Genomic DNA, 15,699 nt, shown 5'->3' with positions numbered 1-15,699 from the left:
ATTAATAACCATTAGTGACGATTCGTCATAAACTTAAGTTTAGCCTAGTGTGGTTTTGGTTTTCTTGAGTATATGACTAAGAATTGTGTTTTTGTCAGCTTCGGCTGGCTTTTTAAGACACAACAATGACGAATCGTCACAAATGGAGACTGTGATGGAACATGACAGCCAGAAGCCAGCTTTCGATCACCAAAATCGAGATAACCGTAACGTCGATAGCGTAAACGGGGATCTAAATAACAGTTGGCACTCAATACCGACCAAGCGTTCGTTTATCGTTCTGCTGGTGGTTTTTTCAATCATCATTCTCTCTGCATTAGGGGCAAAGAACCTCTACTTTAGAGGGGACTACAACATCTTCTTCGAAGGCACCAACAAACAGTTGATGGCATTTGATGAGATCCAAACTACGTTTGCGAAAACCGACAACCTCGCGATTGTTGTCGCACCTGAAGGCGGCAATGTCTTCACCCCTGAAACCCTCACCTTAATTCAAAACCTCACGGTCGATGCGTGGCAGATCCCGTACTCAAGCCGTGTGGATTCGCTTGCCAATTATCAGCATACCGAAGCCGTTGAAGACGACCTCTTAGTGGAAGACTTGCTGTACGAAGAATACGAGCACACGCCAGAGCGGATCGCCAAAGTTAAACAGATCGCCCTAAATGAACCACTGCTTAAGAATGCCTTGGTGTCAGCCTCTGGCGATGTGACCATTGTGAACGTCACTGTGCAATTGCCAGAAGTGGATAAGACCGCGGAAGTGCAAGAGGTGATTGCGGCCATCAACGCCATGGTCGGCAAGTACCAAGCTCAGTACCCAAATGTCGAATTCCATAAAGCGGGTATCATAGCCATGAATAACGCCTTTATGACCTCGGCTCAAGAAGACAGCTCAACGCTGGTACCATTAATGCTATTGGTGGTGTTGGTGTTCCTGACCTTTATGTTGCGCTCGTTCTTTAGTGTGGTGGCGACGCTTATTGTGATCATCTCTTCAATCGTTGCCACCATGGGTTTATCTGGTTGGGCTGGGATGTTCCTCAGCACAGCAACCGTAAATGTTCCTACCTTGGTTTTAACTTTGGCGGTGGCCGATTGTGTTCACGTGATTGTGACCATGAGACAAGCGATGCAGCGCGGTATGGAGAAAGCACAAGCCATTCAATACAGCATCAAGCTCAATGCGATGCCGATTCTGATTACCTCGGTGACCACTGCGATTGGTTTCCTGATGATGAACATGTCGGACTCTCCAGTGCTGCGTGATTTCGGTAACTTGTCGGCACTAGGCGTACTCATCGCGTGCTTCCTATCTGTAACTATGTTGCCTGCGTTATTAAAACTCTTGCCAGTGAAGACCTTGCCTGCCAATGAAACGGCACAAAGCAAAGTCACTTTCATGGATAAGCTCGGTGATTTTGTCGTTGCTAACCGCAAAGCACTGCTGCCTGTTTCAACTCTTGTGATTGTCGGTGCTGCCGCGTTAATTCCACTCAACAAAGTGAACGATGAGTCGGTGAAGTATTTCGATACCTCAAGCGAATTCAGACAAGCAGCCGACTTCATGGAAGAGACCGTAAGTGGCATGACGACCCTCAGCATCGCAGTGAAAACCAACGAGTCTCAAGCGATTGCTGATCCTGTGTTCTTGCAAGCGATTGGTGACTTTACTGAATGGCTACGCGTTCAACCAGAGACTGACCACGTGGCAACGCTTTCTGATGTTTACATGCGTTTGAACAAGAACATGCATGGCGACGATGACAGCTACTACAAGCTACCGCTTAACCGTGAACTTGCCGCGCAATATCTGCTGCTTTATGAGATGTCTCTGCCGTATGGCTTGGACTTGAATAATCAGATCAACGTCGACAAGTCATCGATCAAAATGGTCCTTACCGTCGATAACCTCGGCAGCGTTGAGCTCGTCGAACTCGAAGAGCGCATTTACTCATGGTTTGCAGCCAATGCACCTCAGTATGAAGTGGTCGCGTCTAGCCCATCACTGATGTTTGCTCACATTGGCGAAACCAACATGGCGAGCATGTTATCAACTCTGCCTATCACCTTAGTGCTTATCTCTGGCCTGATGATCTTTGCATTGCGCTCAGTTCGCTTAGGCATGATCAGCCTAGTACCAAACATTGCGCCTGCGATTATTGGCTTTGGTTTATGGGCGCTTATCTCGGGTGAGATCAACCTCGGTTTATCAGTCGTGGTCACGCTCACACTGGGTATCGTGGTCGATGATGCGGTGCACTTCTTAAGCAAATACCAGCGCGCCAGAGTGGAAGGAAAATCAGCAGAAGAAGCGGTTCGTTACGCTTTCCACACCGTTGGCCGCGCATTGTGGATCACCACAGTCGTGCTTGTGGCGGGTTTCTCTGTATTGGCGATGTCGAGCTTCAGACTCAATTCCGACATGGGCTTGCTCAGCGCGATTGTGATTTTCATTGCACTGGTGGTCGACTTCATCTTGCTACCAAGCTTGCTGATGATCTTCGACAAGCAGACGCACTACTCAGATAAACCTCAGCACGAATCGCAACCGTCTAAAACAGAGTCATCTAAATCAGCGCAAGCTAACCCAGCTGGCGAACTGTCTGCTTCAACCAAATAAGGAATCGTCAGCCCGCTACGGTGGGCTGACTCAAGGGGATATTTATGAAAAGCGTTAAACAATCATTCGTTACCACATTATTTGCTGTGAGCACGTTAAGCATCAGCACATTCGCCGCTTTCCCAGCATTAGCAGACCCAGCGAAAGGCTTAGAGATTGCCGAGCAACGCAAAGCCGTCGATATGGGGTGGGGCGATTCTGTTGCGACCATGGAAATGCTACTTCGCAACAAACAGGGCGAAAGCAGTACGCGCTTGATGCGATTGAAGTCATTAGAAGTCGATGACGATGGCGACAAAGGCTTAACCATTTTTGATGAGCCTCGCGACGTAAAAGGCACGGCTTTCTTAAACCATTCACACATCTCTAAATCGGATGACCAATGGTTGTATTTACCTGCTCTGAAACGTGTAAAACGCATCTCTTCGCGTAACAAATCGGGCCCGTTTATGGGCAGTGAATTTGCTTACGAAGACTTAAGCTCGTTTGAGCTAGAAAAGTACACCTTCAACTACATTGAAGACGCCAAAATCGAAGGCGTCGATACCTTTGTTTTGGAGCAAGTTCCGACCGACAAAAACTCTGGCTACACCATGCAGAAAGTATGGCTAGACCAACAATATTACCGTCCCGTTCAAGTGGAGTTTTACGACCGTAAAGGCGCATTGCTGAAAACCCTGTCGTTCCAAGACTACAAACAATACCTAAACCAATACTGGCGTGCGCACACCATGTCGATGCAAAACCATCAAACAGGAAAAAGTACCGTCTTAACCACGACAGATTTAGCGTTCCAGACCGGTCTTAAGGACAAAGATTTCCAGAAAAACACACTGAAACGTGCAAAGTAAGGCAAGAATATGAAAAGGATTGTGTTAACAGGAACGCAGTTATCTTTAACCTTGGCAGCGACAGTTGGACTCATGCAGGTGTCGTTACCATGTGTGGCGGCTGGATTTAGCTCTGAGTTCGTAGAACAGATTAGCCCACAGCTCGCAGGGCAGGTTAACCTTGAACACAGGCAGTTTTTTAGCGACGGCTTACAAGGGCAAGATAAAGGGCAAAGCTCACTGGTTTTGCAGCCAGAGTTTTATTGGGAACAACAAGAGGGCAACGGCAGTTTTACCTTCACTCCGTTTTATCGGTTAGACAGCGAAGACGATGAGCGTACCCATGGCGACGTTCGTGAGGCTTTGTACCTCACGTATTGGGATGATTACGAACTGCGAGCAGGTGTCGGCAAGGTGTTTTGGGGCGTGACCGAATCGGCGCACTTAGTGGATGTGGTAAACCAAACCGATGCCATAGAGTCGGTCGATGGTGAATCGAAACTGGGTCAGCCAATGGTGCACTTCACATCAATCAAAGACTGGGGAACTATCGATGCCATGTTGCTGCCGTATTTTCGTGAGCGTACCTTTGCTGGGGAAGACGGCAGATTAAGGCCAACTGTGCCTGTATCGGACGATGCGCTTTACGAATCTTCGAGAGAAGAAAAGCACGTCGATGTAGCATTGCGTTATAGCCAAATGTACGGCGATTGGGATGTCGGTTTAAGTTATTTAGGTGGTACGAACCGTGACCCTTACTACCGTGTGGAAGGCAATCAACTCAAGCCATACTACGCACAAATGCAGCACTTCGGACTCGATGTGCAAGGCATTATTGGTGACTGGTTATGGAAGCTGGAAAGTATTTATCGGGACAGCTACGACAACCACACAGGCGTAGCAACAGGCTTTGAATACACTTGGGTTGGAGCGCTTGAATCCTATTGGGACATCGGTTTTATTGCTGAATACTTGTATGACAGCAGAGGTAACAATGCCCAAACCATCGGTCAAAACGATGTGTTCCTTGGTGCACGTTTTGCCTTGAATGATGAAGACGGCACCGAAGTGCTTACAGGCATTACTCAAGACTTAGATAACAGCGATGTCTACAGCGCGAAGCTAGAAGCATCAAGCCGCATCAACAATAATCTCAAGTGGCGATTGAACGCTTGGTTGTTTGAGAACGAAACCCCAGAGGATTTGCTGTTCTTCGCTCGTAAGGATGATTTTGTTGAGGTAGCGTTGGAATATTATTTCTAGTGTTAGTTTGGTGGGGCGTTCTTGTTAAAGGGAGCGTCTCAGATTTAAGACGCGCTATATTTATAATGTTCAACGTCATCTTTTTATAAAATAGAGCAAATAATCGAATAGTCCCACAGGTAAGATGGTTATACTTTTTGAGTATCTATAACCTCCGAATATGCATGTGAATTGTGCTGGTGGTATCGGCCCTAAGGGATCTATGAGTTTATTTAATTGGGATCAAAACTTTGAAACAGGCATTGGTGTTGTAGATGAACAACATCAATACCTTGTTGGTTTTATCAGCCACTACGGAAATCTTTTGTCAGAGAATACAATCTCTATAGACGACATTAACATCGCTTTACTTGATCTCACACGCTATGCCGAATTTCACTTTAAAGAAGAAGAATCTTTGATGAGAGATTGCGGTGTACATGAGTTACACATTGAAGAACACATCAAAGCGCATCGTGTGTTTATGCAAGATATCTACAGTATGCAAGCTTTCATCTTGGAAGAAGATCAGGTGTCAGCACGGCAGTTATTGGACTTCCTCATCCATTGGCTTGCTTACCACATCCTCGGCATCGACCAAAACATGGCGCGACAAATGACCGCCATAGAAGAGGGCGCAACACCTCTACAAGCCTTTGAAGCGGAAGAAAAACAACAAGACTCTGCGACTGTCCCGCTGTTGGCTGCGCTTAACGGCCTGTTTGAACAAGTCTCTGAACGAAACAAACAGTTGTTACGCTTCAATCAGTTACTCGAAGACAAAGTCGAGGAACGGACGGCAGAATTGAAACGAGCGAGTAAGAAGCTTGAAGAACTGTCGTTAACAGACTCACTCACTCATTTGCCTAACCGCCGCAGTGCCTTTAAACAGTTAGCGCTACATTGGCAAGACTCCAAAGAACTGGGTATGCCTTTAGTGTGCATTATGATTGATGCCGACAACTTCAAGCGCATTAATGACACAAGTGGTCATGATGCAGGTGACTTGGTGCTACAAACCCTCTCGCGTGAACTGAAAAATACGTTCCGTAATGATGATATTGTTTGCCGGTTAGGTGGCGATGAGTTCTTGGTTATTTGCCCTAACACCGACCTCAAAGGTGGCATGCACATCGCGGAAACGGCTCGCCAGAAAGTGTCTGAATTAGAGGTTGAAACCAGTCATCAAGTTTGGATTGGCAGTATTAGTGTCGGTGTGGCTGAAATAACCCAAGAATTCGGCTCAATGAACGAGTTAATTAAAGCCGCCGATGAGTCCGTCTATTTAGCGAAAAACGCAGGCAAAAACAGTGTTTGTTCGATTCAGATTTAAAACTGGTTTATTTCAAGTTCAGATCTAAGTTCGCTTTAGTTTTAGATCTCGGTTCACTTGAGATTTAGAACTCAGCTCTCTGCAAATCTAGAGCCCCGCTCACTTCCAAACAAAGGAGTGGCACTCGTATTTGTGCCACTTCCTCTTACTCCTCATTAATATCCTGTTAAATTTGCCGTGTTTTTAGTCAATAACTTGCTCTTTTAACGATTCAATTTGGCATTGGTTGCGTGTTTGATTACTATGTGTAGCTATCTAAAAAAACTAATCATCCGATACGGACACTACCAACTGGTAGATGAGGAAATGATGCAACATCTAGAAGAGATCATTGCTAATGCAACGACTGCTATTGATACAGCAGATTCGTTAGTCGCACTTGATGAAGTGCGAGTTCAGTATTTAGGTAAGAAGGGTGAACTAACTCTTCAACTACAAAGCCTAGGTAAACTTCCACCTGAAGAGCGTCGCACTGCTGGTCAAGAGATCAACAAAGCGAAAGGTGCTGTTCAACAAGCGATCGCAGCTCGCAAAGACGCACTACAACGTGCAGAGCTTGAAGCGAAACTAGCTGAAGAAACTATCGATGTGAGCCTACCAGGTCGTCGCATTGAGAACGGTGGTCTTCACCCAGTTACTCGCACAGTTGAGCGTATCGAACAGTTCTTTGGTGAGCTTGGCTTTAGCACTGAGTCTGGCCCTGAGATCGAAGATGCATTCCACAACTTTGATGCACTAAACATCGCAGACGATCACCCAGCTCGTACTGATCACGATACTTTCTTCTTCAACCCTGATCTAATGCTACGTACGCACACTTCTGGTGTTCAAATCCGTACGATGGAAAACGGCAAACCGCCATTCCGCTTCATTGCTCCGGGTCGTGTTTACCGTAACGACTACGATCAAACTCACACGCCAATGTTCCACCAAGTGGAAGGTATGTTAGTTGATGAGAACGTAAACTTCGCACAACTTAAAGGCATTCTTAACGATTTCCTTTGTAACTTCTTTGAAGAAGAAGTTGAAGTGCGTTTCCGTCCTTCATTCTTCCCGTTCACAGAGCCTTCAGCTGAAGTTGACGTGAAACGTAAAGATGGCAAATGGCTAGAAGTTCTAGGTTGTGGCATGGTTCACCCTAACGTACTTCGCTCTGTTGGCATCGACCCTGAGAAATACTCTGGTTTTGCATTCGGTATGGGTGTAGAGCGTCTAACGATGCTTCGTTACGGCGTAAATGACCTTCGTGCGTTCTTCGAGAACGACCTTCGTTTCCTTAAACAATTCAAGTAATCCGGGGCAGTCAAAACTATGAAATTCAGTGAATCTTGGCTACGCGAGTGGGTTAAACCTGCAATTAACAGCGAAGAGCTAGCTCACCAAATCACTATGGCTGGTTTGGAAGTTGACGATGTTGAACCTGTTGCTGGTGAATTCACCGGCGTTAAAGTAGGTAAAGTGGTTGAGTGCGGTCAGCACCCAGACGCAGACAAACTACAAGTTACAAAAATTGACATTGGCGAAGAAGAACTTTTAGACATCGTATGTGGTGCATCTAACTGTCGTCTTGGCCTAACTGTAGCAGTAGCAACAGTTGGCGCAGTACTTCCTGGTGACTTCAAAATCAAGAAAGCAAAACTACGTGGCGTTCCATCGCACGGCATGCTTTGTTCTTTCTCTGAGCTAGGTATCGACGTAGAGTCTGACGGCATCCTTGAGCTGCCTGAAGGCACAACGCTAGGTATGGACGTACGTGAGCTTCTTGAGCTTAACGACGTAACTATCGACGTAGACCTAACAGCAAACCGCGCAGACTGCTTCAGCATCCGTGGCCTTGCTCGTGAAGTTGGCGTACTAAACCGCGCAGACGTTACAGAGCCAACAGTTGAAGCTGTTGCAACAAGCATTGAAGACACAGTATCTGTTGAAATCAAAGCAACTGATGCTTGTCCACGTTACCTTGGCCGTGTGGTTAAGAACGTAAACGTGAAAGCGGAATCTCCAATCTGGATGCAAGAAAAACTGCGCCGTTGTGGTATCCGTTCAATCGACCCAGTTGTAGACATCACAAACTACGTGATGCTAGAGCAAGGCCAACCAATGCACGCATTTGATCTAGCTAAGATCGAAGGCGGTATCGTGGTTCGTCTAGCAGAGCAGGGCGAAAAGCTAACACTTCTAGATGGCAACGAAGCTGAACTAAACAGCAACACACTTGTTATCGCTGACCACAACAAAGCACTAGCAATCGCTGGTATCTTTGGCGGTCAAGATTCAGGTGTTACTACTGAAACGACAGACGTACTTCTTGAAGCAGCATTCTTCGCACCGGATCACATCCGTGGTCGCGCACGTGCTTACGGTCTTCACACAGATTCTTCTCTACGTTTCGAACGTGGTGTTGATTCAACGCTACAAGCAGCAGCAATGGAGCGTGCAACACAGCTTCTAGTTGAAATTTGTGGTGGTGAAGTTGCGCCAGTAAACGGCAGCGAATCTGAAGCTGATCTTCCTAAAGCAAACGTAGTTGCTCTACGTCGCGCTAAGCTAGACAGCCTACTAGGTCACGAAATCCCATCTACAGACGTAGTGGAAATTCTTACTCGCCTAGGTTGTGAAGTTGAGACGACTGAAGCTGGCTGGACGGCAACGTCTCCATCTTGGCGTTTTGATATCGCAATCGAGCAAGACCTAATTGAAGAAGTAGGTCGTATCTACGGTTACGATAACATTCCAAACCAAGCGCCTAAAGCGGCACTTAAAATGAATGACCACAAAGAAGCTAACCAACCGCTTAAGCGCGTTCGTGACCTTCTTGTAGACCGTGGCTACCACGAAGCAATCACATACAGCTTCGTAGAACCAGAACAGCAAAAGCTTGTTGTACCTGGTGTTGAGCCGCTAATCCTGCCATTCCCAATTTCTGCGGGCATGTCAGCAATGCGTCTTGGCCTAATCCAAGGTCTTCTAAACACAGTTGTTCACAACCAGAAGCGTCAACAGTCTCGCGTTCGTCTATTCGAATCAGGCCTACGTTTCATCCCTGAAGCAACGGCTGAAAACGGCATGCGCCAAGAAATGATGCTTGCGGGCGTTATCTCTGGTACTCGTGGCGAAGAGCACTGGGACATTGCAACTAACACTGTAGATTTCTTCGATCTTAAAGGTGACCTAGAAGCCGTTCTTGAGCTTTCTGCAAACGAAATCGCATACAGCTTCAAAGCAGCGAAGCACCCAGCACTTCACCCAGGTCAAACTGCGGCTATCGTAGTAGACGGCAAAGAAGTGGGTATCATTGGTACTGTTCACCCAGAACTAGAGCGTAAGTTTGGTCTTAACGGCCGCACTATCGTATTCGAAATCGAATGGGCAGCTATCAACACTCGCGTGCTTCCAGAAGCCGTAGCCGTATCTAAGTTCCCTGCAAACCGTCGTGATATCGCTGTTGTTGTTGACGAAGCAGTAGCTTCTGGCGACATCGTAGAAGCGTGTATCGCAGCTGGTGGCGAATTCCTAACTGGCGCTAAACTGTTCGACGTATACGTTGGTCAAGGCGTTGAAGAAGGTAAGAAGAGCCTAGCAATCGCACTTAGCCTACAGTCTGTAGAGCGCACACTAGAAGATGCAGACATCGCTGGTTCAGTAGATGCTATCGTAGCTTCAATCTCAGAGAAATTCGGCGCAGCACTTCGCGACTAATATCTTCTGATAGATAGAAAACCAAAGGCCTCGCATTGCGAGGCCTTTTTGTTTGTAAACTAAATCTATCAAGTTTTATTGATAGCAATTGCTATTCTGTGCTGAATTTCGCATTCTTGATATATTTGACAGGTTTGGATTGATAAAAACTAGTGTACTCCCCTGTATCCGCACTTCTATATTTAACTGCAAATCCGAATTCTACTGTCTTAGTCTGTTTTTGATTTTTGTGAGTTTCATTAACTTCATAACTGCCTAAGAAGTTCTCAAATGATTTAATAGTATCAACGGTGTAGATCGAATTTGGGGGTAACTCAATTTCACCAACTATTTTGGTATCGACTTCGTCACCAAAATACAATGTTAAGGTATTAATATCAATGTAACTATTTGTTTTGTTGTTTATTTTGATATCACCATTTAGAAACTCCACATCTAACGATTTATTAGACAGAGTAACACTTGGCAAGTGGTATTTTGATTTTTTACTTAGAATGTTAAGTTTTACCGTAGATTTAGGGTCTTGAGAATAACATCCCTCTGTGGTGATGTTCCAATTTTTCTTTAATTCATCGAAGTTACATCGAACCTCAGTTTTTAAAAATGCTCCCTTTTGTTCTTCAAGCTGAACATCATAATCAAGTTTCATTATTTTTAAAGAATCAGAATATTTTAGATCGTTGACTTTTGGCAGTTTTGAATAATCCAAACTCTTTTCTATCGAGATACTATTGTTGGCTAAAGGTTCGTCAGAGAATATTTTACTTTTATCTGTAATTACTAGCTTAGGTTTGTCGTCAATCTGATCGAGTTTTTTTCTTATTTCAGACTCTTGATGTTCTATATAAACCTTCAAGTCTTCAAGGTTATTTTCAATCCCTTTACTCTTTAAATCTAACATGGCGGAATTATATGCCATGACAAAATTGTCATCATTAAAACTAGAAAAAATCACATATTGAGGAGCAAATATGCGAAAGCCTAAAGAGGATAATAGCTGTACGGGGATATGTATCGTAGTCCTAATGGGGTCTAGATAGTTGCTTCGAAAATAATTGCTTTTTGGACAAGGTATACCATCATTGTTCCCCCAGATATCTTTAGTACAAGTACGGTCACCAAATTTAATTTGGCTAGAATATACATTATTTAAATCGATATCATTAATTCCATACCCATAGCCAAATTCTATATTTCTAAAATAGTAGTCATGTGTGTTAGAATTTTTGTAAAGCTCAGCATTTAGATTGATACCTCTAGTGTTTATTTTTTCAATCTCAGTGTCAGAATCTATATTATAGTTTGTTGCGCATCCCGTAATAATCATTACTAAACAAATTACAATTATATTTCGCATTCTATTTTTTACTCATTAATCTGTAGAAGAACAATCTACAATGGGCGAGAATGATGAACAATATAGTTATCAATTTCAATTAAAAGTATTAATCGTTACGATAATATCTAGTGTTATCCAAATGCGTGGTCATTAATTGAAGTAAGGCGTTCGTTATATTTACGTTCGCAAGGCGTTGAAGAAGTTAAGAAGAGCTTAACAATCGATCTTGGCTTACAGCCTGTAGAGCGCACACTAGAAGATGCAGACATCGCTGGTTCAGTAAATGCTATCGTAGCTTCAATCTCAGAGAAATTCGGCGTAGCACTTCGCGACTAATCTTTTCTGATAGATAGAAAAATCAAAGGCCTCGCATTGCGAGGCCTTTTTTGTTTTTACGGTAAGGAGGAGGGGGAAACTCATTATTGGACAGAAGCGTGCCAGTGACTTTGCTAATGTAGCAAGTAATGAATTACCTCAGGTATTGCAAAACTCGTTCCACAGATAGTTCAGCATCGTTCACTTTGAGAAACGTCTCACGGTAATATGCCCACCAAATGAGAGCACATAATTTACTAAATAAAGTGGATTCGAGCTCGTGCAACACATTTTTTAGACTAATTTTCGACTCTGCCTAATAGACCTTCTTAAATACATATCAGCTAGATTCTTTGCTATCGTTTGGAAGACCACGTCATCACAATTTTCATCCAGAACTTCTACACCATACTTTTCCATCGCCGTATCAATAATTCGCTGCTCCTCACGCTGAACATCTAACTTACTAATATAATCAAATAAAGGTTTTAGTTGTTCAATCGCTTTCGACTGAACGCAGCCTCTACTATCTAATATAGCTTGTAATTCAAGATTAGCATCTATGTCTGAATCGATTTTATCTTGTGACACAGGGTCTATGGCATAACAACACGAAATACTAGGTCCGGTCCAATTTCTAGAAAGCAGTACGCTAAACCTAAATCCACCATATAATTCGACTAAAGAGACAACTAAACCTTCAGTTTGAGAAGAGTATATAAATATACGGTGGTTAATATCAGAAACCTGATATTGAGATGGAAAAAGCGTGTTGGTATCCGAAAATACAATATCTTCTGCGTTTAAGTCACTGCCATTAATATATTGAATGACATCAATAAACTCAGAGCCACGTAACCTTGAAGGTGAGACCTTAGTAGCCAGCATTGTTAATGCCATTTTTGCTATAGACCTTAGGTCATTTTCACAAAATGAAAATGTTTCACTAATTTCTGCGCCATATTGAGAAACTTCGGTTACTACCCCCATTTCTATGTCATCAAGAGATTTACCACGAGACTTTAATTGACCTTCAATTATTTTTAGCGCTTGCTCTTCAGTATTAGCCACAACATGAAATTTCGTTTTCCCTTGCTCTGTTTTCCATTGCTGCTCGACTTTACCTCTAAGCATCTCTCCTGTGGGTAACAGGTTATAAGATTCGTCCCCCAGTTTAACTACACCCTGTTGAACTGGTGCATTCTTGTTACGACCAGTTTTTATATTCAATAAAGTAGAAATGATACTAAGCCTCGAAGATAGCCCGTCATCAATAGCTTTACCTAGGCGATTATTACAACTTTCACAGCAAACATTTCGAGATAGCTTTCGTCCACCTAGTGAAGACAAAATAGCGTGCTCTTTGGAACCTTTCCCTAATTCAAATTTCTCATGTTCACAATATATACAATCTAACATATGCCACCTATTGGTCGGACGAATCTAGACGGAATCTTGCCATCTTTGCTTCCCGTCTATGCTGCTTCATCCTTGTAAGCTACTCAAGTCATATTAATGCGTTCTGTTTGTGAATATTCTACGTTCTGCAATATTCGCTTATCTTCTTCTCAAACTCTCTAACTAGCTCTTTGGGTACTCGAAGGTTAACCGTATCAGGTTGTTCTACCTTGTATACCCCTCGATAGTTGATAGCGCATACTCTTACGATCTCAAACAATGATTCAATCGGGTCGATACCGTGTTCATCAACAAATTTTGAGTATTTACCATGGTTTGAGAATATTGATATCTCCCCATGTACAAACTTACTCCTCAATTCGTAAATAGTTTTTATTTTTGATTCGATACCTACGATATCACTGGCGTCTCTACTCACCCCACCAACTATAGATGCTTTGTTACTTCTGTCTGTACCGTACAGTGCATCTAACGCAATAAATTGGTTTAGGAACCTCTCTCGTTTATCATGAGTCCAACCATGAGCGATAAAAGATAGCGCAGAGTTCATTCTCTTAGGTGGAGAAGAAAATATCTTCTGTAGATTACCAGCAACTTCATCGCTCAGGTTTATCTCATAAACAGAAGGTAGGTTAGATCTTATTTGGCGAGTAGTAATACTCTTAGAATCAAAAGAATTTATTCTACAATCAACTGTCTCTTGATTGATTCTCAAAGGAGTATCGATAGTCGCGCATAGTGCACCAAATAACCTGTCTAGCTCTTCGACAGCTTCATTTATTGAGCGTGCATAAACCAAAACAGCAGAACTATCGGACAGTAGCTTGTACCTCCCGATAGGCTCACGGCGCAAGTCTTCATCATCCAGAGCTTCTAAAGGAAAGTTTATTCCAGTTCGCACTTTCATATCGCCAAGTAGGCTTTCTATTTGACCTGAGCCATAAATACATAAGTTGTTATTGAGCTTATGCACCCCGTCTGTATTGGCATACCGAATAGTGTAGACGTACGGTTTAAGAGCCTTTTGAGAGTCGATGTAGTCTACAAACAAAGCACTTAGATTATTACAATGCTGTTGTGAGAATATGGTGCTTACTGGCTCATCCAGACTAGTTAACGATAAAAAATCCGCATCAATAATATTAAATGCATATGAGCAGAACTTTAGAAGTATCTCATTTGCACTCTGGATATTACTGACACCTAATTCACGGCCTAGCTCTTTAATCAGTCTGCTAGCACATTTGTTTACATCTTCATCATTATATTTAAGCTAGAAAATGATATCTCCAGCCACGGGCTTACCTATCTGAATGGATGGAACTCCATCCTCAGGACAGTAAAAGAAAGCGTTAGACAAATCGGCAGTTATGCTGCTAGCGAATGAAGTATCCAATAGTTAGTCCCTGTAAATTACCAGAAATGTGATAGACACATTATTGCATATTAAGAAATTTAAATTAATGGAGTCAAAGAAGAACATCTATTAGCGTACGAGTACTCACTATCGCACTGTTACTGGAGGTTTTCTTGCACTGACACTCAACCGCCAGCCAAGAGGAAAAGTACTTCGTTTCCAGCGGCACAATCTACTATTGAGCAAATGCGTTAGCAAGGAAAGGGGCAAAAATGAGTTGCTCGAGTCACAACAACAGAAGATTTTTTATCTAAATCACCCTTGACCTGTCTAAAACTTCACACTTTATAGTGACTATATTGATTGAGAGGGGCGCTTTCTGTGTTCCCTTTAAAGTAAGTAGAGAGACACTATGAAACGTTTAATTCTAAACATCACACTCTTGGTATTCATGACGCTTGGTGGCTTTAATGCCATGGCTCATGATTCAACGGTTAAGTATGGTATTGCTATATCTCACGATGGTGAGCAAATTGCGTATGGCAAAAGTGGGAGCGGGGATACAACGCTGATCTTCATTCACGGCTGGAGCTTAGACAGCAGGCTATGGCAAAACCAAGTGAGTGAGTTTTCAAAGCAGTACCAAGTGATCACTATGGACTTAGCAGGGCACGGTAACTCATCGTTTAATCGCGAAGAGTACACCATGGTTGCGTTTGCTGAAGACATCAAAGCCGTCATCGAGAAAGAGCAATTCGATTCAGTCATCTTAGTCGGGCATTCCATGGCAGGTGGTGTTATTGCAGAAGCCGCCAAACTGATGCCGAAAAGAGTGAAGGGCATTATTGGTGTTGATACATCGCAAAATGTCGCACTAGCGATTTCAGAAAGCGACCTAGATGCAATGACCAAACCATTTGAAGCAGACTTCCAAGCGGGCATTACTATGTTCGTGAAAGACTCGCTACCAAAAGACGTAGACGCGGATTTACTTTACTGGGTAACGCAAGACATGGCCTCAGCACCGCCAGCTATCGCAATAAACCAGTTCCGCCATTATCTAGGCCAATACGTGACAGGCGAAGCACACCGCGTGTATGAGAACGTGAATGTGCCAGTGATACTGGTCAATGCTCGCCTATGGCCAACAGATTCAGAAGCGAACAAGAAACACATCAAGGATTACAGCATTTACTACATTGAAGACTCAGGCCACTTCCCAATGCTTGAGCAACCACAGCAGTTCAACGAAACGTTGATGAATGCGGTTAAGTCAGTGAAGTAGGCGCCGTAGTTGTTAAAATATGGATGTAATCGGTGATAGATAAAACTAAGGCCTCGCGTTTGCGAGGCCTTTTTGTTAGTTGGAGGCTTTGCTAGATACATTCATTTCAATTTGTGAGTAATGTTCGCATCGTTCATTCTTTTATGGTCCTTAAACGACGGCCTCATAGTTATATAAATGCTCTATCAACCACCCTTAGATACGTAATTAGCACCACTGTTATTAGTAAGGGCTGACCGAATCTAGTGGTGCTTTCT

Annotated in this window: 10 protein-coding genes and 1 pseudogene; 8 read left to right on the top strand and 3 right to left on the bottom strand. The window is 43.5% G+C overall.

From position 1 onward, the window contains the following. Positions 1-91: 91 nt before the first annotated feature. From AB4484_RS09250 to pheT, 6 genes are all read left to right on the top strand, one after another. A complete protein-coding gene (locus AB4484_RS09250) occupies positions 92-2,623 on the top strand; it encodes an RND family transporter (protein WP_372077706.1) in 2,532 nt (843 codons plus the stop codon). 44 nt (positions 2,624-2,667) lie between these two features. After that, entirely contained in the window at positions 2,668-3,474 is an 807-nt protein-coding gene (locus tag AB4484_RS09245; RefSeq protein ID WP_372077704.1) for an outer membrane lipoprotein-sorting protein, read from the top strand. A gap of 9 nt (positions 3,475-3,483) precedes the next feature. Further along, on the top strand, positions 3,484-4,716 hold the full coding sequence (locus AB4484_RS09240; RefSeq protein WP_372077701.1) for a hypothetical protein: 1,233 nt from the start codon (positions 3,484-3,486) through the stop codon (positions 4,714-4,716). 160 nt (positions 4,717-4,876) lie between these two features. Beyond that, positions 4,877-6,028 (top strand): GGDEF domain-containing protein, encoded by a 1,152-nt coding sequence (locus AB4484_RS09235; RefSeq protein WP_372077699.1) that lies wholly within the window; start codon positions 4,877-4,879, stop codon positions 6,026-6,028. Positions 6,029-6,337: 309 nt separating this feature from the next. Further along, positions 6,338-7,321 (top strand): phenylalanine--tRNA ligase subunit alpha, encoded by a 984-nt coding sequence (gene pheS, locus AB4484_RS09230; RefSeq protein WP_004734764.1) that lies wholly within the window; start codon positions 6,338-6,340, stop codon positions 7,319-7,321. 18 nt (positions 7,322-7,339) lie between these two features. After that, complete coding sequence (pheT, locus tag AB4484_RS09225; RefSeq protein ID WP_372077697.1) at positions 7,340-9,727, top strand: phenylalanine--tRNA ligase subunit beta; 2,388 nt, start codon at positions 7,340-7,342, stop codon at positions 9,725-9,727. Between the two features lie 91 nt (positions 9,728-9,818). Here pheT and AB4484_RS09220 read toward each other — a convergent pair whose 3' ends face one another. Continuing rightward, a complete protein-coding gene (locus AB4484_RS09220; RefSeq protein ID WP_372077695.1) occupies positions 9,819-11,084 on the bottom strand; it encodes a hypothetical protein in 1,266 nt (421 codons plus the stop codon). 168 nt (positions 11,085-11,252) lie between these two features. Between AB4484_RS09220 and AB4484_RS09215 the strand changes: the two are divergent. Next, positions 11,253-11,402, top strand: a pseudogene (locus AB4484_RS09215) (hypothetical protein); the annotation flags it as partial. A gap of 273 nt (positions 11,403-11,675) precedes the next feature. Here the strand turns inward: AB4484_RS09215 and AB4484_RS09210 are convergent. Both AB4484_RS09210 and AB4484_RS09205 read right to left on the bottom strand, forming a co-directional pair. Continuing rightward, a complete protein-coding gene (locus AB4484_RS09210) occupies positions 11,676-12,800 on the bottom strand; it encodes an HNH endonuclease (RefSeq protein WP_372077693.1) in 1,125 nt (374 codons plus the stop codon). A 118-nt stretch (positions 12,801-12,918) separates the two neighbouring features. Further along, on the bottom strand, positions 12,919-13,773 hold the full coding sequence (locus AB4484_RS09205; RefSeq protein WP_372077691.1) for a hypothetical protein: 855 nt from the start codon (positions 13,771-13,773) through the stop codon (positions 12,919-12,921). A gap of 796 nt (positions 13,774-14,569) precedes the next feature. On the opposite strand from AB4484_RS09205, the gene AB4484_RS09200 reads away from it, so the two are divergent. After that, positions 14,570-15,442 carry an alpha/beta fold hydrolase gene (locus AB4484_RS09200; RefSeq protein WP_372077689.1) on the top strand — a complete coding sequence of 291 codons (873 nt, stop codon included), beginning with the start codon at positions 14,570-14,572 and terminating at the stop codon, positions 15,440-15,442. The last annotated feature ends 257 nt before the right edge of the window (positions 15,443-15,699 follow it).

This window comes from Vibrio sp. 10N.261.46.A3 (genome assembly GCF_041472995.1).
GTDB lineage: Bacteria > Pseudomonadota > Gammaproteobacteria > Enterobacterales > Vibrionaceae > Vibrio > Vibrio coralliirubri.
This window is presented reverse-complemented; position numbering and strand designations above follow the sequence as displayed.